This window comes from Cellulosimicrobium sp. 72-3 (genome assembly GCF_013127315.1).
Taxonomy (GTDB): Bacteria; Actinomycetota; Actinomycetes; order Actinomycetales; family Cellulomonadaceae; genus Cellulosimicrobium; species Cellulosimicrobium funkei.
The window spans coordinates 1162024-1187856 of sequence record NZ_CP053419.1 but is presented as its reverse complement, the minus strand read 5'-3'; the positions used below and the strand labels follow the sequence as shown (position 1 = coordinate 1187856).

The following is a 25833-nucleotide window of genomic DNA, read 5'->3' as shown; positions in this document are numbered from 1 at the left end:
CTCCGGCCGGTCGCGAGGACCGCCGGGGCCGCGACGCTAGCCAGCCTCCGTTTCCGCGCCGTGACGGCAACGTGTCGGGTCGTCGCCGGTCTCGCCGCGTGCCCGACGCCGCGGCGCGCCGCCCCGCGGGCGCGGCCGAGGGCCGCGACACGAGACGTTTACGAGAGCCGCGATCCGTTGACCGACGCGAAACGCGCCGGACCCGCACTCGCGACGACGCGTCCCTAGCGTCAGCCCCGGTGCTGACGGCGGCACCCGGCATCGTGGGCCGGGCTCCCCGCCCGTCAGGCCGTGGACGAGAGGGCTCCAGCCACATGGTCACTGACGAGAAGACGACCGGCGTCTCGCGCCGCAACTTCCTCCAGGCCGTCGGGGTCGGCTCCAGCGCCGGCGTCATGTTCGCGACGATGGGCGCGGTGGGCCTCGCCCCGACGGCCGCCGCCCAGCCGCGGAACGAGTCGTGGACACCGCCGCGGGGCAGCGACTTCAGCCTCACGGGCCGCTCCGCGAAGAAGGTCGTCGTCGTCGGCGCCGGGCCGGCGGGCCTCGCCACGGCGTACGAGCTGCAGAAGGCCGGCTACCGCGTCACGGTGCTCGAGGCGCGGCACCGCGTCGGCGGCCGGACGCTGACGATACGCGGCGGCGACGCGGAGACGGACGTCAACGGCGTCACGCAGAAGGCGCGGTTCGCCGACGGCGTCTACATGAACGCGGGCGCGGGGCGCATCGCCCAGTGGATGGTCACCATGGACTACCTGCGCGAGCTCGGCGTCCCCTACGAGGTGTTCACCAACGCCAACGCGGACGCCTACCTCTACAACGAGCGCTCCGGCGCGACCCCCGGCAACCCGGTCCGGTACCGCACCGCGAAGGCCGACGTGTTCGGCTACACGTCCGAGCTGCTCGGCTACGCGACCGACCAGGGCGCGCTGGACCAGAAGCTCACCGCCGCGGACAAGGAGAACCTGCGCGCGTTCCTCCGGTCGTGGGGCTCGCTCCAGGCCGACGGGAGCTACAAGGGCGGCAGCAACCGCGGGTACGCGGTCTACCCGTCCGCGTGGAACGAGCACGGCACGCCCCTGCCCGGCCCGGGCTCGGTCTCGGAGGTGCTCGCCTCGAAGGTCGGGCAGTACTTCCCGTTCGAGATCAACTGGGAGCAGTCGATGCTCATGTTCCAGCCCAAGGGCGGGATGGACACGACCTACGACTACTTCGTCAGGGCGATCGGCAAGCAGAACGTCCAGCTCAGCTCGCCCGTCACCGCGGTGAAGAACACGCCGCGCGGCGTCTCGGTCACGTACACCGCCCACAACGGCAAGGCGCGGCAGATCGACGCCGACTTCGCCGTCGTCTCGGCGCCCGCGGGGCTCATGCGCCGCTGGGACACGAACTGGGGGCCCGACGTCGACGCCGCGCTCGGCGAGTTCGCCGTCGGCTCGCCCGCGGGCAAGATCGGGCTCCAGTACCGGTCGCGGTTCTGGGAGGACGACCACCGGATCTACGGCGGCATCACCGAGACCGACATGGACCTCGCCCACGTCTGGTACCCGTCCTACGGGTACGGGGAGCGCCGCGGGCTCGTCGTGGGCTACTACAACACCGGCGCGAACGCGCGCGCCTACGCGGACATGACGCCGCGGCAGCGGGAGATGCGCGCCGTCGAGCAGGGCGTGAAGATCCACGGCGAGAAGTACCGGACGGAGCTCGAGAGCTCGTTCTCCATCGCGTGGCACAAGGTGCCCTACATCGAGGGCGCGTGGGCGTACCCGAACACGCAGTCGTCCCGGTTCAAGCTCCTGCAGCAGGGCGCCGGGAACGTGTACTTCGCGGGCGACTGGATGTCCGAGATCTCGGCCTGGCAGCACGGGGCGTTCTGGGCCGCGCGCTACGCCGTCCAGGCGCTGCACGCGCGAGTCATGGCGTCGTGACCGCCCACCGCACGCAGCGCTGACGGGACGACGACGGCCCGGCGCCACCCGCGAGGGCGGTGCCGGGCCGTCGGTCGTGGTGCTGCACGCTCAGAAGCCCGTGTAGTTGGGGGCCTCGACCGTCATCTGCACGTCGTGCGGGTGGCTCTCCTTGAGCGACGCCGATGTGATGCGGATGAAGCGCCCCTTCTCCTGGAGCTCGGGCACGGTGCGGGCGCCGACGTAGAACATCGTCTGGTGCAGGCCGCCGACGAGCTGGTGCGCCACGGTGCCGAGCGACCCCTTGTAGGGCACCTGGCCCTCGACGCCCTCGGGGACGATCATGTCGTCGCTCGTGACCTCGGCCTGGAAGTAGCGGTCCTTCGAGTACGACTTCTTGCCGCGCGAGGACATGGCGCCCATGGAACCCATCCCTCGGTACGCCTTGTACTGCTTGCCCTTGACGAGGATCGTCTCGCCCGGGGACTCCTCGGTGCCCGCGAGCATCGAGCCGAGCATCACCGTCTCCGCGCCCGCGACTATCGCCTTCCCGATCTCGCCCGAGTGGCGCATGCCGCCGTCGGCGATGACCGGGACCCCGGCCGGGCGCGCGGCGAGCGACGCCTCGTAGACGGCGGTCACCTGCGGGACGCCGACGCCCGTGACGATGCGCGTGGTGCAGATCGAGCCCGGTCCGACGCCGACCTTGACCGCGTCCGCGCCCGCGTCGACGAACGCCTGCGCGCCCTCGCGCGTCGCGACGTTGCCGCCGATCACCTGGACGTCGCGCGTCGCCGGGTCGGACTTGAGGCGCGCGACCATCTCGATGAGCATCCGGACGTTGCCGTGCGCCGTGTCCGCGACCAGCACGTCGACGCCCGCGTCGATGAGCGTCGTGGCGCGCTGCCACGCGTCGCCGAAGTAGCCGATCGCGGCGCCGACGAGCAGGCGGCCCTGGCCGTCCTTCGACGCGTTGGGGAACTGCTCGGACTTGACGAAGTCCTTGACCGTGATGAGCCCGGTGAGACGGCCGTCCGCGTCGACGAGCGGCAGGCGCTCGAGCTTGTGCTTGCGCAGGAGCGCGGTCGCCTCCTCGCGGGAGATGCCCGCCGGGCCCGTGATGAGCGGCTGGGGCGTCATGACCTCGTCGACCTTCGTCGTCGCCCACTCGGCGACGGGCGTGAAGCGCAGGTCGCGGTTGGTCACCATGCCGATGAGGCGGCGCTCGGCGTCGAGGACCGGGAAGCCGGAGATCCGGTACTCGCCCGCGGTCTTGTCGAGCTCCTCGAGCGTCGCGTCCGGGCCGATGGTCACCGGGTTGTCGATGATGCCCGTCTGCGTGCGCTTCACCAGGTCCACCTGGAGCGCCTGGTCCTCGATCGAGAGGTTGCGGTGCAGCACGCCGATGCCGCCCTGGCGCGCCATCGCGATGGCCATGCGCGACTCGGTGACGGTGTCCATGGCCGCCGAGACGAGCGGCACGCGGATCGAGATCTCGCGCGTCAGGCGCGTCGTGGTGTCGATGTCCGACGGCGCCAGGTCCGAGTAGCCGGGCTGCAGCAGGACGTCGTCGTAGGTGAGACCCAGGAATCCGAAGGGGTCACGGTCGGGGACGGCGGCGGGGACGGGCGAGGCGGTCACACCAGGATTCTACGCCGGGGGCCCTCGCCGTATTCCCGCTCGGTCCCTGCCCGCCCGGGCCCGGGAGGCACGGACGGGCGGGAGGTACGTGGACGCGTGGGCGCGCGCCCCGCCCGGCCGGGCGGTCCCGCGGACGGCTCAGCGCACGACGGCGAGGAGCTCGTGCAGGAGGCCCGTGAAGCTGCGCACCCGGTGGACGGTCGCGGCGAGCGGGAGCTCCTCCGCGGCCTGGTCGCTCGGGAGCCCGACGAAGAACGGCAGGCTCGGGTTCGCGTCGTGCGCGGCGTGCACGATGCCCAGGTCGGGGCGCGCCTGCGTGGTGACCATGGCGACGGCGGACGGCCGCACCATCGTCACGATCTCGAGCGTGCGGTGCACGTTCGCGGGGCCGGTGACGATGCGCGCCATCGCGCCGTGCGAGGCGAGCGACGCGGCGAGCGCGTGCGCGGCGAGCGGGAGCGGCTCGTCGGGCGCCGCGAACACGAGCACGATCCGCCGCATGCGGCTCGGGTGGTTCCGGGGCGGCCCCCCGGCGGCCACGATCGCGTCCTCGCTCGCCTGCGTGTACTCGCGCAGCGCGACGAGCGTCGCGTTGGCGAGCACGACCTCGGGCACCTCGCCGGGGCCGGCGAGCACGGTGCGCTCGGCCAGGCGCTCGAGCGCGGGCTCGACGAGGTCGGACCACCACGCGGCCGGGTCGCCGCCCGTCGGGATGCGCAGCAGCCGGTCGCACGCACGCTGGTCGTAGGCGATCGCGGCGTCGACGACGTCGGAGACGCGCGTGGGCCGCGGCCCCTCGCGGACGCCGACCGGACGGGGCCCCGCGGTGCGTGCGGGCTCGCCCCCGGGGACGGCGCGCAGGAACGGGCGCGACGGCGGCGGCTCGGGCGCCTCGTCGTCGGCCTCGGGCTCGTCGGCGTCGAGGTCGCCCGCGCCGTCGGCGCCGCGGTCGTCGAAGGAGATCGCGCCGCGGTTCGCGGCGAGCTCCTCCTCGTCGGCGGCGAGCGCGGCGCGGGCCGCGTCGGCGGGCGCGACGCCGTCGAGCGTGAGGCGGCGCATCACGACGAGGCGAGCGACGTCGTCGTCCGTGTAGCGCCGGTGGGAGCCGGCCCGGTGCTGCGAGGGGCCGAGGCCGTAGCGACGGTCCCAGGTGCGCAGGGTCGCGGGCGCGACGCCGAGCCGGCGCGCGACGGCGGCGACGGCGAGGCCGGGAGACGAGGTCATGCTCGGTCGGGCTCCCTCGGGGTCGGGGGCGGACCGGACTGAGGTCATGGATCGATTCTGCCGAGCGGGCACCCGTCTCGCCACCTCGTAGAGGTCACAGTCGTGCACCCTTCGCGCCACACCCGCGCCGTATTTGTTCGCTGCACGCGCAAACGCGCCGGGCGCCGCCGATCGCGTCAGCGCGCCGGGAGCAGCCGACGCGGTTGACCCCCCTCGCACCGCTCCACGAGCGGTTCAACCTGCTCGTTCACTTTTTCCTCACAGGGGGCTTGAACAAGTCTTGCAACGCTTGTAGGTTGTTCGGCATGGCAGAGATCTCGAGGCTCCCCGGGCCCGTCATGGAGCTGTGGGAATGGCAGTACCAGGGTTCGTGCCGCGACGCGGACGACACGTTGTTCTTCCACCCCGAGGGTGAGCGCGGCTCGACGCGACGACGGCGAGCGGAGGCCGCGAAGGCGATCTGCCACTCGTGCCCCGTGATGATGCAGTGCCGCGAGCAGTCGCTCCGCGTGCGCGAGCCGTACGGGGTGTGGGGCGGCCTGAGCGAGGACGAGCGCGCCGCCATCCTCGCGGGCGGCGCCCGCCGCACCGGCTGACGCACCCTCTCCCCGGGCACCACCGCGGTGCCTTCGCGCCACCAGCAGACCTGCACGGCCCCGGTCCGACGTCGTACCGGGCGCACGTGCGCACGACCCGTGGGACCACCGGTGGGGCGACCGGCCACGGAACGCAGCAGGGCCCCACGACCGTCGGTCGCGGGGCCCTGCTGCTGAACCGGGTCGGCGTCAGCCGACCACCACGGCGAGGATGTCGCGCGCGGACAGGACGAGGTAGTCCTCGCCGCCGTACTTGACCTCGGTGCCGCCGTACTTGCTGTAGATGACCTTGTCGCCGACGGTCACGTCGAGCGGGACGCGGTTGCCGTTGTCGTCGACACGGCCCGGACCGACGGCCAGGACCTCGCCCTCCTGGGGCTTCTCCTTGGCGGTGTCCGGGATGACCAGGCCGGATGCGGTCGTGGTCTCGGCCTCGAGGGCCTTCACGACGATCCGGTCCTCGAGCGGCTTGATGGGGACCGACACGTCGGACCTCCCCTTTCGCGGTGAGAACTGCAACGGATGGGTCGAGCGCACCGGCTGGCCGTCGTCGCGGGTGCCGGACAGCCTGGTCGCACGTGGTGCCGCCTCCGCGAGCGGTGGCGGCACGTCTCAAATCTAGGTCCCGGTTAGCACTCGGTCAAGGCGAGTGCCAACGTCCGTCCTGCGGACGATCCGGGCTCCGGCTGCGCGTGGTCCCCGGCCCCCGTGGAAGGATCGACGCCATGGACGCCGCCACGCTCACCAAGCTGCTCAGCCCCGAGGGCTGGGCCCTGCTCGGCGCGCTCCCGCCGTACGACGAGCAGCAGGCGCTCGTGCTCGCGGCAGGGCTGCGCGCGAAGGGCGTCGACCCGGACCTGGCCGCCGCGGCCCTCACCCAGTCCCGGCTGCGCGCCGCGGCGCACGGCAAGCTCGGCGCGTTCGCCGACGGCATGCTCTTCACGCAGGCGGGGCTGGAGCAGGCGAGCCGGCTCGTCGTCGCGGGCCTGCACGCCCGGCGGTACCAGGAGGCGGGGATCCGGCGCGTCGCGGACCTCACGAGCGGGATCGGCGTCGACGCGCTCGCGTTCGCCGCCGCGGAGCTCGAGGTGCTCGCGACCGACGTCGACGAGCTCACCGCGGCGATCGCGACCGTCAACCTGCGCCACTTCCCCGAGGCCGAGGTGCGCCACGGCGACGGGCTCGCGCTCGACCTGGAGGGCGAGCGGATCGAGGGCGTGTACGCCGACCCCGCGCGCCGCACCCGCGCCGGCACGCGCGTGTTCGACCCGAAGGCCTACGCCCCGCCGCTCGACGCGGTGTGGGCGCTGCGCGAGCGTGTGCCCGCGGTCGGGATCAAGGTCGGCCCGGGCATCCCGCACGCCGGCCTGCCCGAGGACGCCGAGACCGAGTGGGTGTCGGTCGACGGGGACGTCGTGGAGGCCGGGCTCTGGTTCGGCCCGCTCGCGCCCGAGGGACCGGGCCGGTCGGCGCTCGTCCTGTCGTCGTGGACCGGGCCCGACGGGACCGCGCGCACCACGACCCGACGGATCGCCCACCGCCCGGGCGACGCGGACGTGGTGCCCGAGGTGGGCGCCGTCGGGCAGTACCTCTACGAGCCCGACGGCGCCGTGATCCGGGCGGGGCTCGTCGCCCACGCGGCGCGCGGGCTGGGCGGCCGCCTGCTCGACCGGACCATCGCGTACGTGACCACCGACTCCCCCGCGCCGCTCGACGCGACGGGGCTCGCGGACGGGCTCGCGCGCGGCTACCGCGTGCTCGACACCATGCCGTTCGGCCTCAAGCGGCTGCGCTCGTACCTGCGCGAGCGCGGCGTCGGTCGTCTGACGATCAAGAAGCGGGGCACCGCCGTCACGCCGGAGCAGCTCCGGCGGCAGCTCGCCCTCACGGGCGACGCGACGGCCACGATCGTCCTCACGCGCGTCGGCGGCTCCCAGCAGGTGCTCGTCGTCGAGCCGCTCTCCACTCCCCCGGCCGGCGCCGGGCAGGACGGGCCCCGGTGAGCGCCCTGCCGCGCCGCACGGCGATCCCCTTCGCGCGCTCGGAGCGCTCGACCGTCGGGCTCGAGTGGGAGCTCGCGCTCGTCGACGCCGACTCGGGCGACCTGCGGCAGGTCGCGCAGACCGTGCTCGACGCCGTGCGCCCGGCCGACGGCGGCCCGCACCCGTCGATCAAGCAGGAGCTCCTGCTCAACACGGTCGAGGTCGTGAGCGGCGTGTGCCGCACGGTGGGCGAGGCCGGCCGCGACCTGCAGCGCTCGGTCGAGGAGCTGCGCGCCGTGACGGACCAGCTGCGCGTCGAGCTCATGAGCGCGGGCACGCACCCGTTCGCGCGCTGGGCGCAGCAGAAGGTCACCGACAAGCAGCGCTACACCACGCTCATCGACCGCACCCAGTGGTGGGGGCGGCAGATGCTCATCTACGGCGTGCACGTGCACGTCGGCATCGAGGACCGCGCCAAGGTGCTGCCGATCCAGCGCGCGATGCTCACGACGTTCGCCCACCTCCAGTCGCTCTCGGCGAGCTCGCCGTTCTGGGGCGGCAAGGACACCGGCTACGCGTCGAACCGCGCGCTGATGTTCCAGCAGCTGCCGACCGCGGGCCTGCCGTTCCAGTTCGGGACGTGGGAGGAGCTCGAGGGCTACGTCGCCGACATGCTGCACACCGGCGTCATCGACGCGTTCGACGAGGTGCGGTGGGACCTGCGGCCCGCGCCGCAGTTCGGCACGCTCGAGACACGCATCTGCGACGGCGTCACGAACATCTCCGAGCTCCTGGCGCTGGCCGCGCTCACGCACTGCCTCGTCGAGCACTTCTCGACGATGCTCGACGAGGGGCGCGAGCTGCCGAGCATCCCGCCGTGGTACGCGCAGGAGAACAAGTGGCGCTCGGCGCGCTACGGCATGGACGCGATCATCATCCTCGACCGCGAGGGCAACGAGGAGCTCGTGACCGACGCCGTGGGGCGGCTGCTCGTCGAGCTCGAGCCCGTCGCGGCGCGCCTCGGGTGCCTCGACGAGCTCGACGGCGTGCGCACCATCGTGCGGCGCGGCGCGTCCTACCAGCGGCAGCGCGCGGTGGCGCGGCGCCACGGGGGCGAGCTGGACGCCGTCGTGCGCTCGCTCGTCGCCGAGATGCGGGCCGGCCGGCCCCTGTGACCCGGCCGGGCCGTCACACGTGCGTGACGGTGAGCGGCATCGACGAGTCGACGCCGATGTCCAGGCTCGACGGCGCGACGCCCGCCCGCACGACGGCCGAGCCGAGCGCGGCGATCATCGCCCCGTTGTCGGTGCAGTAGCGGATCGGCGGGATGCGCAGCTCGATGCCCGCCTCCGCGCAGCGCTCCGCGGCCATGTCGCGCAGCTGGGAGTTCGCGCTGAACCCGCCGCCGACGACGAGCGTCGAGACGCCGTGCCGCTCGCACGCGGCGATGGTCTTCGCGGTGAGCACGTCGGCGACGGACTCCGCGAAGGAGGCGGCGACGTCGTGCACGGGGATCTCCTCCCCCGCGTCCTGGCGGGCCTCGACCCAGCGCGCGACGGCCGTCTTGAGGCCGGAGAAGGAGAAGTCGTACGCGTGCTTCTCCTGGTCCTTGCGTGCGGTGAGGCCCCGCGGGAACCGGATCGCCGTGGGGTCGCCCTCGCGCGCGAGGCGGTCGATGTGCGGGCCGCCGGGGTACGGCAGGCCGAGCAGGCGCCCGACCTTGTCGAACGCCTCGCCCGCGGCGTCGTCGAGCGTCGAGCCGAGCTCGGTGACGGACGTCGCGACGTCGTCCACGAGCAGGAGCGAGCTGTGCCCGCCGGACACGACGAGCGCCATGACGCGCTCGGGGAACGCGCCGTGCACGAGCTCGTCGACGGCCGCGTGGCCGATGACGTGGTTCACGCCGTAGAGCGGCTTGCCGAGCGCGAGCGCGAGGGCCTTCGCGGCGGAGGCGCCGATGGTCAGCGGGCCGACGAGGCCCGGCCCGGCGGTCACGGCGATCGCGTCGACCTCGGAGAGGTCGACGTCGGCCGTGCCGAGCGTGCGCTCAAGCGTGGGGATCATCGCCTCGAGGTGGGCGCGCGACGCGACCTCGGGGATGATCCCGCCGTAGCGCGCGTGCTCGTCCATGGAGCTCGCGACCGTGTCGACGAGCAGCTCGCGACCGCGGACGAGCGCCACGCCCGTCTCGTCGCAGGACGTCTCGATGCCGAGCACCAGGGGCTCGCCGGAGCTCGCGGGAGCAGTGGGGACCATGGCGTCCAGGGTAGTCGCGCGCGGGGGCCGGACCGTCCGTGTCGCGCACGTCACACCGTCTGTTCGGAAGATGATCAAGGGTTCAACTGTTTGTCCCAGTCATGAGCACCGACACCCTCATCGAGTCCTCTGCCGCGCCGAGCGAGCAGGCCGACCAGCTCGCGATCGACGCGCAGGCCGCGGACCGCCTGTTCCGCGCGGCGCACACCACGCACGCGTTCTCGGACGAGCCCGTCACCGACGCGCAGATCCAGGCCGCCTGGGACCTCGTCCGCTGGGCGCCCACCGCGATGAACACCCTCCCGCTGCGGCTGCTCGTCGTCCGCACGCCCGAGGCGAAGCAGCGCCTCGGCGCGCACATGGCGGACTTCAACCGCGACAAGACGCTCGCCGCGCCGGTGACGATCGTCGCCGCCGCCGACCCGTCGTTCCACCAGCACCTCGGCACGCTCGCGCCGTTCCGCGAGGGCATCGCCGAGCAGCTCGACCCGCAGGCCGACCTGCGCGAGGGCATGGCCCGCACCAACGCCCTCATCCAGATCGGCTACCTCATCGTCGGGCTGCGCGCCGCCGGCCTGTCCGTGGGCCCCATGACGGGCTTCGACGCCGCCGGGATCGACGCCGAGTTCTTCGGCGAGTCCGGCTGGCGCACGCTCGTCGCGATCAACGTGGGCTACCCGGCCGACGAGGGCGCGCACTTCCCGCGCCAGGCGCGCCTCGACTTCCACCAGGTCGCCGAGGTCCTCTGAGCCCGTCCCGCACCGTCCGAGCCGAGGCGGCACCCCACCGGGGTGCCGCCTCGTCGCGTCCGGGGCTGCGCGCGCTCCTCGGTCCGGGAGGCGCGGCGTGCGTCAGGTCGCGACGGGGCGGTCGGGGTCGTTCGACCACTGCGACCACGACCCCGCGTAGAGCGCCGCGTCGACGCCGAGCGTCGCGAGCGCGGCGACCTCGTGCGCGGCGGTGACGCCCGAGCCGCAGTACACCCCGACGGGGCGCGACGCCGCGTCCTCCCCGGCGGCGCCCTCGGTCGAGCCCCCGGTCCCCGCGGCCACCCCGAGCGCGACGAAGCGCGCGCGGAGCGCCTCCGGGTCGAGGAACGTCCCGTCGGCGGCGAGGTTGTCCGTCGTCGGAGCGCTCACCGCGCCGGGGACGTGGCCGGGCCGCGGGTCGACGGGCTCGACCTCCCCGCGGTACCGCTCGCCCGCGCGCGCGTCGAGCAGGACGCCCGACGCCGCGAGCCGGGCCGCGTCGTCGGCGTCGAGCACCGGCATCCCGCCCGGGGAGACGACGACGTCCCCCGGCTCGGGCCGCACGTCGCCCTGCTCGGTCGGGTACCCCGCCGCGCGCCACGCGGGCAGGCCGCCGTCGAGGAGGCGGACGTCGTCGTGGCCGGCCCACCGCAGCAGCCACCACGCGCGCGCGGCCGACGTGCCGCCCACGGCGTCGTACACGACGACGCCCCGGTCGGCGCGGACGCCCCAGCGCCGGGCAGCCGCCTGGAGGTCGCCCGGCTCCGGCAGCGGGTGGCGGCCGGCGGCGGGCGACGGCGGCGCCGCGAGCTCGGTCTCCAGGTCCACGTACACCGCGCCCGGCACGTGCGCGGCGCGGTGCTGCTCGCGCCCGTCCGTGACGCCCAGCGCCCACCGCACGTCGAGCACGACGGGCGGGCGGTCGCCCGCGAGCGCCGCGGCGAGGCCCCGCGCGTCGACGAGCACGCGGTCGCGCCGCGCGAGGTCGCCCGTCACGCGACCACGTCGGCGGACGCCGTCCCGTAGTCCGGCTCGTCGCGCGGCGGCGGGGAGCCCAGCTCGAGCCGCATCGTGTACGCGTCCACGTCCTCGGGCTGGTAGTACCGCTTGCGGATGCCGAGCTGCTCGAACCCGTGCTTCGCGTAGAGCCCGAGCGCCGCGTCGTTGTCGACGCGCACCTCGAGCAGCACCGCACTCGCCCCGAGCTCGCGCGACCGCTCGACCAGCGCCTCCAGGAGCACCGAGCCCACGCCCTGGTGCTGGAACGCCGGGTCGACGCCGATGGTCATGACCTGGGTGACGTCGCCGTCGAACCACAGGCCCGCGTAGCCGACGAGCGGCTGCGGCCCCGCCGCGTAGAGCCGGACGGGCTCGGCGGCGACGTACCACCGCCCGAACCCGGCGAGCTCGTCGGCGAGCATCCCGTAGGTCCACGCGCCGCGCCCGAACAGCTCGCGCTCGAGCTCGACCACCCGGTCGAGGTCGGCGGCCTTGAGGGGCCGCAGCCGGATCTCGTACGACCGCGTGCTCATCGCGACCGCTCCGGCGACGCGTCGCTCACGCGCTTGCGCGCCGCGGCCTCCTGGACGTCGGGGCGGCGCAGGTACAGCGGCTCGGTCGGCTGCTCGACCCCGGCGGCCCGGCGCGCGATCGCGAGCCGCGCGAGCACGGCGGCGTCGGGGACCTGCGGCGCGTCCTGCGCGACGTCGAGCGCGTCCGGGTAGAGCTCGGCGCCCTCCCCGACCACGACGGCGCCCGCGGCGCGCGTCGCGACGTCGGCGGCGGGGCCGACGTCGGGCCCCGCGACGGTCTCGAGCACGGGCACCGCGTGCGGCCCCTCGTGCGCGACGACGCGGTACCGCGCCCAGTACACCTCGCGGCGACGTGCGTCGGTCGCGACGAGGAGCTCGTCGTCGGGCACGAGGCCGAGGTCGCTCACGGCCTGCGCGGCGACGGCGTCCAGGCTCGGGACGCCCAGCACCGGGACGCCGAGCGCGAAGCCCAGGGCGCGGGCGGTGACGAGCCCGACCCGCAGGCCGGTGAACGGCGCCGGGCCCGTCCCGACGGCGACCGCCGTGAGGTCGCGGCGGTCGACGCCCGCCTCGGCGAGCGCCTCCTCGACGAGCGGGGCGAGCGCCTCGGCGTGCCGGCGACGCTCGGGCGCGTCGCGGCGGGCGAGACGAGCGCCGTCGTCGGAGACGACGGCGACGGTGACGGAGGCGGAGGTGTCGAGCGCGAGAACAGCCACGGCTCCAGCCTACGGCCGAGAGCGGGGCCGTCCCCGTCGTAGGGCGCTACCGGGTCAGCGCGGCGACGTCGAGACCGGCCCAGCGCGCCCCGACGCCGCGCACCGTCACGCGTCGCTCGCCCGCCTCGGGTGCGTCGTCGTCCTGCTCCTGCGACGTGCCCACCCCGCCGCGCGGGCGCTCGAGCACGATCTCCAGGCGGTCGCCCGCGAGCGCCTCGACGAGGCCGCTGCCCCACTCGACGACCGTCACCGACTCGTCCAGGCTCGAGTCGAGGTCGAGCGCGTCGACCTCGTCGAGCGACCCCAGGCGGTACGCGTCCACGTGCACGAGGGCCGGGCCCCCGACGACGGACGGGTGCTCGCGCGCGACGATGAACGTCGGGGACGCGACCTGGCCGCGCACGCCGAGCCCCGCCCCGATCCCCTGCGTGAGCGTCGTCTTCCCCGCCCCGAGGTCGCCCGTGAGGATCACCAGGTCCCCCGCGCGCAGCACCGCGGCGAGGGCGCGGCCGAACGCGCGGGTCGCCTCGGCGTCGGGCAGCACGACGACGCCGCCCGGGGCGTCGTCGGCCGCGGTCCCCCCGGCGGCGGGCGCCGGGGTCGAGTGGTTCGGGTCGTCGCTCACGCGCGGACCGTCCTTTCCGTGCTGTCGTGCGGGCTCGGGTCGCGCGCCAGGAGCGCCCGCGCGCCGTCGTCGAGCACGTGCGTCCCCACGTGCTCGCGCGGCACGCGCGCACCGAGGCGCGTCGTGATCTCGTAGCTGATGGTGCCCGCGGCCTGCGCCCAGTCCTCGGCCGTGGGGACCCCGCCGCGCGCCACGCCGTCGCCCGCGCCGAACAGCGTGACGACGTCGCCCGCGCGCTCGGTCGCGTCCGGGCCGAGGTCGAGCACGAGCTGGTCCATGCAGACCCGGCCCGCGACGCGCACGACGCGCCCGCCGGGCTCTCCGGGCCGGGCGCCGACGAGCACCGGCCCGCCCGGCGCGCCCGCGGGCCCGCCGCCCGACGCGTGGCGCGGGATCCCGTCGCCGTAGCCGAGCGGCACGACGCCGAGCGTCGTGTCCTGCGGCGTCGTGTAGTGGTGCGAGTAGGAGACGCCGTGACCGCCGGGCACGCGCTTGACCGTCGCGAGGCGCGCCTCGAGCGTCATCGCGGGGCGCAGGCCGAACCGCGACGGGGGCCCGAGCTGCGGCACGGGCGTCATCCCGTACGCGGCCAGGCCCGGGCGCACGAGGTCGTAGTGGGTGCGGGGGGCGGTGAGCGTCGCGGCGGAGTTCGCGAGGTGGCGCAGCTCCGGCACGACGCCCGCCCGCGCGGCCTCGCGCACGGCCTCGTCGAAGACGTCGGCCTGCGCGACGACGGTCGGGTGGCCGGGCTCGTCCGCGAACGCCAGGTGCGACCACATGCCGACGACGCGCACGGCACCCTCCGCCTCGGCGCGCGCCACGGCGTCGAGCACGTCCGGCAGGTCCGCCGGCATGATCCCGTTGCGGCCCAGGCCCGTGTCGACCGCGAGGTGCACCCGCGCGGTCCGGCCCGCGGCCCGCGCCGCGGCGACGACCTCGTCCACGGCCCAGCGCGCCGCGAGCGACACGTCGACGTCCGCCTCCACGAGGTCGCGCAGCGGCGCGCCCGGCGGGTACAGCCACGTGAGCACGCGCGCCCGGTCCGGGCCGACGCCCGCCGCCCGCAGCGCGAGCGCCTCGCCCGGCTGCGCCGTCCCGAGCCACGTCGCACCGCCCGCGAGCGCCCCGAGCGCGCTCGCGACGAGCCCGTGCCCGTACGCGTCCGCCTTGACCACGGCCATCACCTCGGACGCCGGCGCGAGGTCCGCGAGCGCGCGCACGTTGTCGCGCACCGCCGCCAGGTCGACGACGGCGCGGGCCGGGTAGGCTCGGGGGTCCGGGCCGTCGGGGCCGCTCGTGCGGGACGTCGGGGCGGGTCCCGCGAGGGAGCCCGCCCGGGCGCCGGTCGGGACGGTGCCGGGTGTGCCGGTGGGTGTGCCGGCGGGTGTGCCGGGAGAGGTCGTGCGCTGGGTGTCGCTCACGGTCGTCGATTCTCTCACCCGCGCGTCACCACGCGGAGAGCGCGCGGTCCGTCGCGAAGCGGCGCTCGCGGCCGGTGAACGGGTCCGTGAACGCGAGCGACCGCGACACGAGCTGGAGCGGGCGCGAGTAGTCCTCGGGCGAGACGTCGTACGGCTCGGGGTAGAAGTTGTCGTGCACGATCGGCACGCCGAGCCGCGCCATGTGCAGGCGGAGCTGGTGCGTCCTGCCGCTGTGCGGCTCGAGCCGGTACCGCGCGAGCCCGCGCGCCGGGTCGGTCTCGACGACGTCGACGCGGCTCTCGGCGTTGGGCTCGCCGTCCACCTCCTCGGCCCGCATGACGCCGCGACGCTTGACGATGCGGCTGCGCACGGTCGCGGGGAGGTCGAGCGACGCGTCCCACGGCGCGACCGCCTCGTAGGTCTTGCGCACCTCGCGGCGCGCGAAGAGCTCCTGGTATGCCCCGCGCACCTGCGGGCGCAGCGTGAGCAGCAGGACGCCCGCGGTCACGCGGTCGAGGCGGTGCGCCGGGCTGAGCTCGGGCAGGTCGAGGTCGCGGCGCAGCCGCACCAGCACCGACCGCGCGACGTACGCCCCGCGCGGGATGGTCGCGAGGAAGTGCGGCTTGTCGACGACCAGCAGGTCCCGGTCGCGGTGCAGCACGCGGACCTCGAACGGCACGTCCGGCTCGACGGGCGGGTCGCGGTAGAGGAACACGAACCCGCGCGGCTCGTACGGCGTGCGCGCGTCCACCGGGCGCCCGCGGCCGTCGACGACCTCGCCCGCCGCGACCTTCTCCGCGAGGCGCGCGGCGTCGTCGGGAAAGCGGTGGCGCACGTAGTCGAGGGTGCGCGGGTACCGCGCGACGCTCTCGGCGTCGTGCGGCAGCACGAGGCGCGTCGGGTTGAGGCCGTCGCGCACGGGGAGGGGGACCACGCCCTCCACGGTACCGGCGGCGTGCCCGCGGTCGGTGCGGGTCGCGCGTGGGTGCGGTGGGGTGCGCAGGCGGTGCGGTCGCGTGGGCGCGACCGGCGTGGTCGTCGCGTGGGCGCGACCGGCGTGGTCGACGCGCGGGCGCGACCGGCGTGGTCGGCGCGCGGTGGGGCACGCCGTCTGCGCGGTCAGCGCGCGGCGAGCAGCTCCGCGACGACCCCCGGGACCGCGTCCGCGACGTCGAGCGCCGCGACGGGACCGCCCGGGTTCGCGCGCTCCGCGGCGAGACCGTGCACGACGGCGGCCGCCGCGGCCAGCCGCGCGGCGAGGCCCGGCTCCCGCACGACGCGCTCCGCGTGCGCCGCGAGCAGCGTGCCGAGGATGCCGGCGAGGACGTCGCCCGCCCCGGCGGTCGCGAGCCATGCGGGCGCGTCCGCCTGCGACCACGCGCCCTCCGGCCCGACGACGACCGTCGCCGACCCCTTGAGCAGCACCGTCGCGCCGGTGACCTCGTGCGCGCGGCGCGCCCACCGCAGCGGCTCGGCCTCGACGTCGGTCCGCGTCACGTCGTCGCCACGCGCCCGCAGGAGCGTCGCGAGCTCCCCGGCGTGCGGGGTGAGCACGACCGACGGCGGGCAGCGGTCGGGCAGCAGGGACAGAGCGCCCGCGTCGACGACCGCGGGCACGCGCTCCGGCGTCGCGTCGGTGGTCGTCGCGTCGGTCGCCGTCGCGTCGGCGAGCGCCGCCCGCGCGCGCTCGTGCTGCCCGCCGTCGTCGACCGGGCCGTCGCCCGGGCCGGGGACCGCCGGGACGCCCGGGCCCAGCACCCAGGACTGGACGCGGCCCGCGGCGGGCACCACCTCGGGGCGGGCCGCGAGGACGGCGCGCGTGGCGTCGTCGGGCCCGCCGTAGCGCACCATGCCCGGACCCGTGCGGACGGCCGCGGTCGTGACGAGCACCGCCGCGCCCGGGAAGGTCGGCGTGCCCGCCACGACGCCGACGACGCCGCGCGTGTACTTGTGGTCGGTCGCGCCGGGCACGGACCAGAGGGCCGCGACGTCCGCCGGCTCGAGCCGACGCACGACCGGCGTCATGGTCCCCCGGTCCGGGGCGGGCGCGTCGGGGCCGGGTACGCCGGGGGCGGGCGCACCCGGGGCCGGTGCGCCAAGGCCGGGTGCGCCAAGGCCGGGTGCGCCAAGGCCGGGTGCGCCAAGGCCGGGCGCGCCAGGGCCGGCTGCGTCAGCGCCGGGTGCATGGGGGCCGGGTGCGCCCAGGCGCAGCCCGATGTCGACGACCGCGCCGTGCCCCGCGAGGTGCGTCGCGGGCGGCAGGAGCAGCCCCGGCTTGGCGGCACCGAACGTCACCGTGCGGTCGGCGCGCAGCACCGGGCCCGGCACCGTGCCGTCGTCGACACCGATGCCGCTCGGCGCGTCCACCGCGACGACCCACGGCCGACCGAGGCCTTCGGGACCGTGCGCGGGGCCGCAGTCGAGCACCGCGGTCAGCCGCTCCACGAGGTCCGCCGCGACCCCGCGCAGCGCCCCGCGGGCGCCGATCCCGACGAGACCGTCGAGCACGACGTCGGCGCGCGCCGCCTGGGCGGCGACGCGGTCGGCGACGTGCGGGTCGAGGTGGTCGTGGTGGCGGTCGTCGTGACCGTCGCCGTGCGCCGCGCCGTCGGGGCTGCCGACGAGCACCTCGACGCGCCCGCCCGCGTCCCGGAGCGCCGCGAGACCGCCGGCGTGCGCGTGCTCGCCCGTGAGCACAGCCAGCACCTCGACGCCGCGGCGCGCGAGGTACGCGCCCGCGTGCAGCGTGTCCCCGCCGTTGTTGCCCGAGCCGACGAGCAGGACCGCCCGGGCGCCGGTGACGCGCCCGTCGCGACGGCCGCCGTCGGGCAGGGCGATCGACCGGCGCCGGGCGAGGTCGCGCGCGACGACGGTGGCGAGCGCGAACGACGCCCGCTCCATGAGCGGGACGCCTGCGGTGAGCAGGGGCTTCTCGGCGGCGCGGACGTCGGCGACGGACCAGGCTTCGATCATGACCTCATCCTGCCCACCGGGCGCCGGGGCCGCCTGCGCGGCGCCCGCGCCGGGCCGGCCGGGGCGACGACCGCCGGACGGCCGAGGGCTGAGACGGTCCCCGCGGGCGCGCTGCGGGCCGCGCGGACCCGCATAGGGTGACGAGCATGCGATTCGGACTCTTCATCCCGCAGGGCTGGCGCTACGACCTCGTCGACGTCGCGCCCGAGGACCACTGGAAGACCATGCTCTCCCTGCTCCACTACGCCGACAACGCGGCGGCGGGCGAGCCCCTGCCCGGCGGCGAGTTCGCGTGGGACGGCGTCTGGGTCTACGACCACTTCCACACGACCCCGACCCCGAGCACCGAGGCGACCCACGAGGCGTGGACGCTCATGGCGGCGTTCGCCGCGGCGTCGCAGCGCGTGCGCCTGGGCCAGATGTGCACGTGCATGGCGTACCGCGAGCCGACCTACCTCGCGAAGGTCGCCGCGACGGTCGACCACGTCTCGGGCGGCCGTCTCGAGATGGGCATCGGCGCGGGCTGGTACGAGCACGAGTGGCGCGCCTACGGGTACGGCTTCCCCAGCGCGGGCGAGCGCCTGCGCGCGCTCGACGAGGGCGTGCAGATCATGGCCCGCATGTGGCGCACGGGGTCGTCGGGCACGTTCGAGGGCCGGCGCTACCAGGTGGACGGCGCGCTGTGCTACCCGCAGCCGCTGCAGTGCGTGGCGGTCGACGGCGAGGGTGCCGTGCCGAGCATCCCCCTGTGGATCGCGGGCGGCGGCGAGAAGAAGACGCTGCGCATCGCGGCGCAGCACGCCCAGTACACGAACTTCGACGGCTCGCCGGAGGGCTTCGCCCACAAGTCCGCCGTGCTCGAGCAGCACTGCCGCGACCTGGGCCGCGACTTCGGGGAGATCACGCGGTCGGCCAACTACAACGTCGTCATCGGCGAGACCGAGCGGGACGTCGCGGACCGCCTTGCCCGGGTCGAGGAGCACGCGCGCCGGTACTTCCCCGAGAAGGCGGACGACAGCATCGCGTCGTGGCGGAACGGCCCCCTCGTGGGAACACCGGAGCAGATCGTCGAGACCCTCACGGCGCTGCGCGCCCAGGGCCTCGGCTACGCGATCGGCTACTTCCCCTTCGCCGCGACCGACCGCGACCAGCTCGAGCTCTTCCAGCGCCAGGTCATCCCGGCCCTCCAGCGCTGACTCTCTCCCCCTCCCCCCTTCCGCCCCCCTCCCCGCGCGAGCAGGTGGTCTTGGTTCGTCCCGTCGACGGGACGAACCAAGACCACCTGTTCGTCGGTCGCGGATCGCCTGGTCGACGCCGACCACAGGGCAGGCGGCGTGGGGTGTCGTCCACAGGTCGCGACGACGAGGCTGCGGTGGCGGCACGCGACCCGCTGAGATCGCGTCATGCACGCACGCACCGCCGTCCCCGCCGAGCTCCTCCGGATCGCGTCCCGGCAGGCGGGGCTGGTCACGACCGCGCAGGCCGGTGCGGCAGGACTGTCGCGAGGCGCGGTCCGCGGGCTCGTCGACCGGCGAGAGTGGCGCCGCGCCGCGATGAACGTCTACGAGCTCCGGTCGTCTGCCGTGACGAGCCTCGACGACCGACGACGTCGCGCAGCGCTCCTCGGACTGCTCGCCTACGGCGCGGACGCCGTCGCCGTCGGCGCCTGCGCCCTGGTGCTGCACGGCGTGGAGGGTCTGCCGCACCGGCTCACTCCCCAGGTCGCCCTCGACGAGGCGTCGCGCCGGCGGCATCGTAACGGTGTCCGCCTGCGCCAGTTCGACGACGGGATGCGCACGACGACGATCGACGGGTTCCGGGTCGCGACGCTCGACTGGGCGCTCGCCCAGGCCGTCCCGGAGCTTCCCCGCCCTCACGGGCTCGCCGTCCTCGACGCGGTCCAGCGCCTCCGGCTCCTGGCGCCCGACGAGCTCGCCCGCGCGCACGACCTCGCTCGCGGACGGCGAGGCATCGCCACCCGGCACGACCTCTGGGAGCTGTCGGACGGCCGAGCGGAGTCCCCGCTGGAGTCGTTCGCCCGCCTGGAGTGCATCGAGGAGGAGGAGCCACCGGACACCCTGCAGCTCCCCGTGCGGGACGAGACGGGCGCCGTGGTCGCTCGAGGTGACATGGGCTGGCGGCGTCGCGGCGGTCGCTGGCTCGTCGCCGAGCTCGACGGCCGGGAGCACCACGACACCCCCGTCGCGGTCTTCGCGGACCGTCGTCGCCAGAACCTCCTCACCGGCTCGGGCACCGTGGACCTCCTGCGCTTCACGTCACGGGACCTCGGCCGTGTCGCCGCGACCGTGCGCCGGCACCTCGCCGTCTGACGGGCACCTCACCGCCCGACGGCGGCACGCCACGGTCGACCACACCTCGCGCGGGACTGCTCGCGCGTCGAGCAGGCGATCCCTGTCGGCCGAACAGGTGGTCCTGGCGCGTCCGCGTCGCAGGACCAGCCAACACCACCTGCTCGGCGGCGGCGGGGGCGGGGCGGCAGCGGGCGGGGGGCGGGGCGGGAGGGGGGTGGGGGGTGGGGGGTCAGCCTTCCGCGACGACCATCGCCGAGGCGATGCCGGCGTCGTGCGAGATGCTCAGGTGCCAGGCCGTGATGCCGAGCGCGTCCGCACGTGCCGCGACCGTGCCGGTGATCTCGACCTCCGGCGGGCCGCCGACGACGCGGTGCACCGTCGCGTCGTGCCAACGCATGCCCGCGGGAGCGCCCAGCGCCTTGGCGATGGCTTCCTTCGCCGCGAACCGCGCGGCGAGCGACGCGGGCGGCAGGTCCCGCTCGGCCTCGGTGAACAGCTTCTCGCGGAGCCGGGGCGTGCGCTCTAGGGTCTCCATGAACCGCGCGACGTCCACGACGTCGATCCCCACGCCCTTGATCATGCGTCCACCCTACGGTGGCGACCAGGCCTCCCCGCCTCCACGAGCAGGTGGTCCTGGTTCGTCCGGGAGACCGGACGAACCAGGACCACCTGGTCGGCGCGTGGGCGGGGCCGGGGCCGGGAGGGCTACTCGACCGTGACCGACTTCGCGAGGTTGCGGGGCTGGTCGACGTCGAGTCCCTTCGCCGTCGCGAGCGCCATCGCGAAGATCTGCAGCGGCACGACGGCCAGCAGCGGCGAGAGCAGCGTCGGGGACTCGGGGATCCAGAAGATCTCGTCCGCGTAGGGACGCACGGCGTCGTCCCCGTCCTCGGCGATGACGAGCGTGCGTGCGCCGCGCGCCCGGATCTCCTGGATGTTCGAGATGACCTTGGAGTGCAGGCCCTCACGGCCCTTGGGCGACGGCACGACGACGAACACCGGCTGGCCCTCGTCGATCAGCGCGATCGGGCCGTGCTTGAGCTCGCCGGCCGCGAAGCCCTCCGCGTGGATGTACGCCAGCTCCTTGAGCTTGAGCGCGCCCTCGAGCGCGACGGGGAACCCGACGTGGCGCCCGAGGAACAGCACGGACGAGGCGTCCTTCATCGACCGGGCGGTCGCGCGCACGTACTCGCCGCGCTCGATGACGGTCTGGATCTTGCGCGGCATCTCGCGCAGGTCCTCGAGGATCGCCGCGATCTCGTCGGGGAACTTGTTCCCGCGCAGCTGCGCGAGGTAGAGGCCCAGGAGGTACGCGGCGGTGATCTGCGACAGGAAGGCCTTCGTCGAGGCGACGGCGATCTCCGGGCCGGCGTGCGTGTAGAGCACGGCGTCGGACTCGCGCGGGATCGTCGACCCGTGCGTGTTGACGATCGAGATGACCTTCGCGCCCTGCTCGCGCGCGTGGCGCACGGCCATGAGCGTGTCCATGGTCTCGCCGGACTGGGTCACGGCGACGACGAGCGTCTTCTCGTCGACGATCGGGTCGCGGTAGCGGAACTCGTGCGCGAGCTCGACCTCGACCGGGATGCGGCACCAGTGCTCGATCGCGTACTTCGCGACGTGGCCCGAGTAGGCCGCCGTGCCGCACGCGACGACGATGATCTTGTCGACCGAGCGCAGCACGGCCTCGTCGATGCGCAGGTCGTCGAGCACGAGCTTGCCCGACGGGTCGGTGCGGCCGAGCAGGGTGTCGGCGACGGCGTGCGGCTGGTCGTGGATCTCCTTGTCCATGAAGGACGAGAAGCCGCCCTTCTCGGCGGCGGCCGCGTCCCAGTCGACCGTGTAGCGCTTCGCCTCGGCGGGGTTGCCGTCGAAGTCGGTCACCTCGACCGACGTCGGGGTGATCGTGACGATCTGGTCCTGCCCGAGCTCGAGCGCCTCCTTGGTGTGGGAGATGAACGCCGCCACGTCGGAGCCGAGGAAGTTCTCGCCCTCGCCCAGGCCGACGACGAGCGGCGAGTCGTGCCGCGCGCCCACGACCGTGTCGGGGGCGTCGGCGTGCACGGCGAGGAGCGTGAAGGTGCCCTCGAGCCGCCGCGCCACCTGCCCCATCGCGAGCGTGAGGTCCTTCGTGTCGCGGTACGCCCGCGCGAGGAGCTGCGCCGCGACCTCGGTGTCGGTCTCGGACCGGAACGTCACGCCCTCGGCGAGGAGCTCGGCCTTGAGGGTCGCGAAGTTCTCGACGATGCCGTTGTGGATCACGGCGAGGCGGTCGTCGTCCGCGAGGTGGGGGTGCGCGTTGGTGTCCGTCGGGCCGCCGTGCGTCGCCCACCGCGTGTGCCCGATCGACGCGGTCGCCGCGGGCAGCGGGTGCGTCTCGATCTCCTGCACGAGGTTCGCGAGCTTGCCGGACTTCTTCGCGAACGCGACGGCGTCGACGCCGGGCGCGACGAGCGCGACCCCGGCCGAGTCGTAGCCGCGGTACTCGAGCCGTCCGAGTCCTTCGAGAGCGACGTCGAGGGGTCGCCCCGAGGCCTCTCCGACCATGGTTCCAGGGCCTACGTAGCCCACGATTCCGCACATGGTGATCGAGTCTAGCCACGGACCCGCGCCGCTTCGGGGCCGCGCGATCCCGCGGTTCTTCGTGAGGTCCGCTGCCAAATCGGGGCCCCGCGGCGCGCGAGCCGTCCTCGCGCCCGCGGCCTCGTCGTGTCCCGGTCCGTGGCGCGTTCGCCGGGCGTGGGACGCGCGGCACCGCGAGGCTGGTGCTCGTGCCCACCGTCCGGATCGGTCTCTCGGGGTGGCGGTACGCGGACTGGCGCGGACCGTTCTACCCCGCGGGGCTCCCCCAGCGTCGCGAGCTCGAGCACGTCGCCTCGCTCTTCCCCGCCGTCGAGCTCAACGGGTCGTTCTACTCGTTGCAACGACCGTCGTCGTTCGTCGCGTGGCGCGACCAGACCCCCGAGGGCTTCACGTTCGCGGTCAAGGGACCGCGCTTCGTCACCCACATGAAGCGGCTCCGGGACGTGCGGACGCCGGTCGCCAACTTCGTCGCGAGCGGCGTCCTCGCGCTCGGCAGCAGGCTCGGGCCCGTCCTGTGGCAGCTCCCCGCGCGGACCGCCTTCGACCACGACCTGCTCGACGCGTTCCTCACGCTCCTGCCGCGCACCACCGGCGAGGCGGCGAGGCTCGCGCACGAGCACGACGACCGCCTGCGCGCGCCCGCCTGGACGGAGACCGACGCGGACCGCCCGATCGTGCACGCGCTCGAGCCGCGGCACGCGTCGTTCGCCACGCCGGAGGCGCTCGACCTCCTGCGCCGGCACGGGGTGGCGTTCGCCGTGTCGGACGGCGCGGGCCGGTGGCCGCTCGTCGAGGCGGTCACGAGCCCGCTCGTGTACGTGCGCCTGCACGGGGACCAGGAGCTCTACCGCAGCGGCTACCGGCCGCACGTGCTCGACGCGTGGGCCGAGCGCGTGCGCGCCTGGCACGCCGCGGGCCACGACGTCGAGGTCTACTTCGACAACGACGTGGACGCCCACGCCCCGGCCGACGCGCTCGCCCTCATGGCCCGCCTGCCCGACCTCGCGCTCCCCGGCCCGGGGGCCGCCGTCGAGCCGGCGCCGCGCCGCCGTCGGGCCGCGCACGGGGCCGACGACGCCCGCTGAGACGACCCGCGCAGGGCGGTCCCGCGGTGCCCTCGTCGGGGCGCGGGGCGGCCCCGTGCACCGGCACGGGCGTGCATCCGGCAGAATCGGGCGGGTGTCCTCCCCCGCCGACGACCCGTCCGACCTCCTGCGGGCCCACCTGGCCGCGCCGTCGTCCTCGCCCTACGTCGATCTCGACCGGGCCGTGTGGAGCCGGCTGTCGGAGTCGACGCCGCTGCCGCTGACCGACGACGACGTCGCGCGCCTGCGCGGCCTCGGTGACCCGATCGACCTCGCCGAGGTCGACGCCGTCTACCGGCCGCTCTCGCGCCTGCTCAACCTCTACGTCACCGCGACGTCCGGCCTGCACGAGGCGACGTCGACGTTCCTGCGCGAGGAGACCGGCAACACGCCGTACGTCATCGGCGTGGCCGGCTCCGTGGCCGTCGGGAAGTCGACGACGGCGCGCGTGCTGCGCGAGATGCTGGCCCGCTGGCCGGAGACGCCGCGCGTCGAGCTCATCACGACCGACGGCTTCCTCTACCCCAACGCGGAGCTCGCGCGCCGCGGCCTCATGGACCGCAAGGGCTTCCCCGAGTCCTACGACCGTCGCGCGCTCATCCGGTTCCTGTCCAAGGTCAAGGCGGGGCACGCCGAGGTGCGGGCCCCCGTCTACGACCACCTCACGTACGACATCGTGCCGGGGGCCGAGGCCGTCGTCCGCAAGCCCGACGTCCTCGTCGTCGAGGGCCTCAACGTGCTCCAGCCGGCGCGCCCGAGCGCGCACGACGAGTCGACCGTCGCCGTGTCGGACTTCTTCGACTTCTCGATCTACGTGGACGCCCGCACGCGCAACATCCGCCAGTGGTACGTCGACCGGTTCCTCGCGCTGCGCCGCACCGCGTTCGCGCGCCCCGAGTCGTACTTCCGCCGCTACGCAGACCTCACGGACGAGCAGGCGGTGGAGCGGGCGAAGTCGATCTGGGACGCGATCAACGCGCCGAACCTCGAGCAGAACATCCTGCCGACGCGCGGCCGCGCGACCCTCGTCCTCACGAAAGGCTCGGACCACTCGGTCCAGCGCGTCCGCCTGCGCAAGCTCTGAGGCGGCCCGCTCAGCCCACGGGCGGAAGGTCAGGTCGCGCGGGGCGGGGTGCCCGACGACGTCGCCCCCGACGATCCGGGCGGCACCGTCCCGGAGGCGTCCGCCGCGCGCGGACCGGGCACGGGCTCGCCGGTCACCGGGCCGGTCACCGTGCGCCCGTCGGCCGTCGCGCCCCCGCCGGGCGAGGTCGCGGCCGGCGTCCCGCCGGTCGTCGGCGCGGTCCCGGCCGGGTCGGTCGCACCCTCCGCGGCCGGCGCCTGCGGCGTCGGCGGCAGCTCGCCGCGCTGGCGCGCCCGCATCATGAGCACGCGGTCGATGACGAACCCGCTCCCGACGCCCAGCACGATGCCCACGACCATCGCGAGCAGCGGCTCGTGGCCCAGCCACCGGGCGGCGACGAGCCCGATGAGCACCGAGTAGACGGCCCACGTCACCGCCGCGACGGCGGAGAACGCCATGAAGCGGCGCCGCGGGTACCCGACGGCGCCGGCCGTCATGTTCACCGCGACGCGGCCCACGGGGATGTAGCGCGCCGCGAGGATGAACGACGCGCCGCGGTGCGCGAGGGCGCGCTCTGCCCACCCCACGGCGCGACGCCCGCGGGGCGTGCGCAGGATGCGCAGGCGCTCCGTGCCGACGGCACGACCGATGGCGAACGCGATCTGGTCCCCGGTCCAGGCGCCCAGGGCCGCGACGAGGAGCACGAGGACGAGGTTGGGCTCGCCGGTCGCGTGCGCGGAGACCGCGAGCGTGATGACGACCGACTCGCTGGGGACCGGCGGGAAGAACCCGTCGATCGTCGCGAAGCCGAACAGGGCGGGATAGATCCACGCGGACGCCGCGAGGGCGAGAATCCAGTGCTCGAGATTCTCCAGGAAGATCGACACGGCGTCGGGCAACGGCGTCCTCGTTCGTCTGCTGGCGGGGAGGCCAGGCGGGCGGTGGCGGCAGGTCGGTCGTCCTGCACCAGGACAAGCCTACGGAGCGCGAGGACGACGACCATCAGGGAGACCCCCGGTTCACCCCTGAGGACCCCGGGCGCGACGGCGCCGCGCCCGTGACGATTCTGCCGTGCCCGCCGCGGCAGTTCGTCATCCCGGCGGACGACTTCCCGCGGCGGGCCCGTACGTCGTGAGGACCAGGGGCC

The 25833-nt window shown here is 75.1% G+C and carries 23 protein-coding genes; 9 read left to right on the top strand and 14 right to left on the bottom strand.

Features of this window, described 5'->3' with window-relative positions:
- The first annotated feature begins 314 nt into the window (after window positions 1-314).
- Entirely contained in the window at window positions 315-1928 is a 1614-nt protein-coding gene (locus HKK73_RS05365) for an FAD-dependent oxidoreductase (RefSeq protein WP_085388386.1), read from the top strand.
- Window positions 1929-2018: 90 nt separating this feature from the next.
- Here the strand turns inward: HKK73_RS05365 and guaB are convergent, their stop codons facing one another.
- A complete protein-coding gene (guaB, locus tag HKK73_RS05360; protein WP_021479849.1) occupies window positions 2019-3548 on the bottom strand; it encodes an IMP dehydrogenase in 1530 nt (509 codons plus the stop codon).
- A gap of 138 nt (window positions 3549-3686) precedes the next feature.
- Window positions 3687-4772, bottom strand: coding sequence for a MerR family transcriptional regulator (locus HKK73_RS05355; RefSeq protein WP_253705797.1), 1086 nt, complete (start codon window positions 4770-4772; stop codon window positions 3687-3689).
- Window positions 4773-5077: 305 nt separating this feature from the next.
- Between HKK73_RS05355 and HKK73_RS05350 the strand changes: the two genes are divergently transcribed.
- Window positions 5078-5368, top strand: a complete 291-nt coding sequence (locus tag HKK73_RS05350) for a WhiB family transcriptional regulator (protein ID WP_031316449.1) — start codon at window positions 5078-5080, stop codon at window positions 5366-5368.
- A gap of 189 nt (window positions 5369-5557) precedes the next feature.
- Here HKK73_RS05350 and groES read toward each other — a convergent pair whose 3' ends face one another.
- Window positions 5558-5854, bottom strand: coding sequence for a co-chaperone GroES (groES, locus tag HKK73_RS05345; protein WP_021482870.1), 297 nt, complete (start codon window positions 5852-5854; stop codon window positions 5558-5560).
- A 239-nt stretch (window positions 5855-6093) separates the two neighbouring features.
- Between groES and HKK73_RS05340 the strand changes: the two genes are divergently transcribed.
- Both HKK73_RS05340 and HKK73_RS05335 read left to right on the top strand, forming a co-directional pair.
- Window positions 6094-7371, top strand: coding sequence for a hypothetical protein (locus HKK73_RS05340; protein ID WP_043655812.1), 1278 nt, complete (start codon window positions 6094-6096; stop codon window positions 7369-7371).
- Complete coding sequence (locus HKK73_RS05335; RefSeq protein ID WP_253705794.1) at window positions 7368-8525, top strand: glutamate--cysteine ligase; 1158 nt, start codon at window positions 7368-7370, stop codon at window positions 8523-8525. Before HKK73_RS05340 ends, HKK73_RS05335 begins: the two co-directional genes overlap by 4 nt.
- A gap of 13 nt (window positions 8526-8538) precedes the next feature.
- Here HKK73_RS05335 and tsaD read toward each other — a convergent pair whose 3' ends face one another.
- Entirely contained in the window at window positions 8539-9606 is a 1068-nt protein-coding gene (tsaD, locus tag HKK73_RS05330) for a tRNA (adenosine(37)-N6)-threonylcarbamoyltransferase complex transferase subunit TsaD (RefSeq protein ID WP_043655819.1), read from the bottom strand.
- Between the two features lie 101 nt (window positions 9607-9707).
- Between tsaD and HKK73_RS05325 the strand changes: the two genes are divergently transcribed.
- Entirely contained in the window at window positions 9708-10355 is a 648-nt protein-coding gene (locus HKK73_RS05325; RefSeq protein ID WP_021482305.1) for a malonic semialdehyde reductase, read from the top strand.
- 102 nt (window positions 10356-10457) lie between these two features.
- On the opposite strand, the gene HKK73_RS05320 is transcribed toward HKK73_RS05325, so the two are convergent.
- The 7 genes from HKK73_RS05320 to HKK73_RS05290 all read right to left on the bottom strand — a co-directional run bounded on the left by HKK73_RS05320 (window position 10458) and on the right by HKK73_RS05290 (window position 17622).
- Window positions 10458-11351 (bottom strand): sulfurtransferase, encoded by an 894-nt coding sequence (locus tag HKK73_RS05320; RefSeq protein WP_171467580.1) that lies wholly within the window; start codon window positions 11349-11351, stop codon window positions 10458-10460.
- A complete protein-coding gene (gene rimI / locus HKK73_RS05315) occupies window positions 11348-11887 on the bottom strand; it encodes a ribosomal protein S18-alanine N-acetyltransferase (protein ID WP_171467579.1) in 540 nt (179 codons plus the stop codon). Before rimI ends, HKK73_RS05320 begins: the two co-directional genes overlap by 4 nt.
- Window positions 11884-12603 (bottom strand): tRNA (adenosine(37)-N6)-threonylcarbamoyltransferase complex dimerization subunit type 1 TsaB, encoded by a 720-nt coding sequence (tsaB, locus tag HKK73_RS05310; RefSeq protein WP_171467578.1) that lies wholly within the window; start codon window positions 12601-12603, stop codon window positions 11884-11886. Before tsaB ends, rimI begins: the two co-directional genes overlap by 4 nt.
- A gap of 46 nt (window positions 12604-12649) precedes the next feature.
- A complete protein-coding gene (gene tsaE / locus HKK73_RS05305; protein WP_171468685.1) occupies window positions 12650-13147 on the bottom strand; it encodes a tRNA (adenosine(37)-N6)-threonylcarbamoyltransferase complex ATPase subunit type 1 TsaE in 498 nt (165 codons plus the stop codon).
- Window positions 13148-13224: 77 nt separating this feature from the next.
- Window positions 13225-14469 (bottom strand): alanine racemase, encoded by a 1245-nt coding sequence (gene alr / locus HKK73_RS05300; protein WP_216608072.1) that lies wholly within the window; start codon window positions 14467-14469, stop codon window positions 13225-13227.
- A 205-nt stretch (window positions 14470-14674) separates the two neighbouring features.
- Window positions 14675-15583: a pseudouridine synthase gene (locus tag HKK73_RS05295; protein ID WP_031315756.1), complete on the bottom strand. Its 909-nt coding sequence runs from the start codon at window positions 15581-15583 to the stop codon at window positions 14675-14677.
- Window positions 15584-15768: 185 nt separating this feature from the next.
- On the bottom strand, window positions 15769-17622 hold the full coding sequence (locus HKK73_RS05290) for a bifunctional ADP-dependent NAD(P)H-hydrate dehydratase/NAD(P)H-hydrate epimerase (RefSeq protein WP_171467576.1): 1854 nt from the start codon (window positions 17620-17622) through the stop codon (window positions 15769-15771).
- Between the two features lie 146 nt (window positions 17623-17768).
- On the opposite strand from HKK73_RS05290, the gene HKK73_RS05285 reads away from it, so the two are divergent.
- Together HKK73_RS05285 and HKK73_RS05280 are read left to right on the top strand one after the other, a co-directional pair.
- Complete coding sequence (locus HKK73_RS05285; protein ID WP_144722360.1) at window positions 17769-18818, top strand: TIGR03560 family F420-dependent LLM class oxidoreductase; 1050 nt, start codon at window positions 17769-17771, stop codon at window positions 18816-18818.
- A gap of 207 nt (window positions 18819-19025) precedes the next feature.
- Entirely contained in the window at window positions 19026-19952 is a 927-nt protein-coding gene (locus tag HKK73_RS05280; RefSeq protein ID WP_171467575.1) for a type IV toxin-antitoxin system AbiEi family antitoxin domain-containing protein, read from the top strand.
- Window positions 19953-20163: 211 nt separating this feature from the next.
- On the opposite strand, the gene HKK73_RS05275 is transcribed toward HKK73_RS05280, so the two are convergent.
- Together HKK73_RS05275 and glmS are read right to left on the bottom strand one after the other, a co-directional pair.
- Window positions 20164-20514, bottom strand: coding sequence for a holo-ACP synthase (locus HKK73_RS05275; RefSeq protein ID WP_021482029.1), 351 nt, complete (start codon window positions 20512-20514; stop codon window positions 20164-20166).
- A gap of 125 nt (window positions 20515-20639) precedes the next feature.
- Window positions 20640-22517, bottom strand: coding sequence for a glutamine--fructose-6-phosphate transaminase (isomerizing) (glmS, locus tag HKK73_RS05270; RefSeq protein ID WP_061268657.1), 1878 nt, complete (start codon window positions 22515-22517; stop codon window positions 20640-20642).
- Window positions 22518-22705: 188 nt separating this feature from the next.
- Here glmS and HKK73_RS05265 point away from each other — a divergent pair, with 188 nt between their 5' ends.
- Both HKK73_RS05265 and coaA read left to right on the top strand, forming a co-directional pair.
- Window positions 22706-23602 carry a DUF72 domain-containing protein gene (locus HKK73_RS05265; protein ID WP_171467574.1) on the top strand — a complete coding sequence of 299 codons (897 nt, stop codon included), beginning with the start codon at window positions 22706-22708 and terminating at the stop codon, window positions 23600-23602.
- A 94-nt stretch (window positions 23603-23696) separates the two neighbouring features.
- Window positions 23697-24686, top strand: coding sequence for a type I pantothenate kinase (coaA, locus tag HKK73_RS05260; RefSeq protein ID WP_044144243.1), 990 nt, complete (start codon window positions 23697-23699; stop codon window positions 24684-24686).
- A gap of 29 nt (window positions 24687-24715) precedes the next feature.
- On the opposite strand, the gene HKK73_RS05255 is transcribed toward coaA, so the two are convergent.
- Window positions 24716-25585, bottom strand: coding sequence for a DedA family protein (locus HKK73_RS05255; protein ID WP_171467573.1), 870 nt, complete (start codon window positions 25583-25585; stop codon window positions 24716-24718).
- Window positions 25586-25833: the final 248 nt, after the last annotated feature.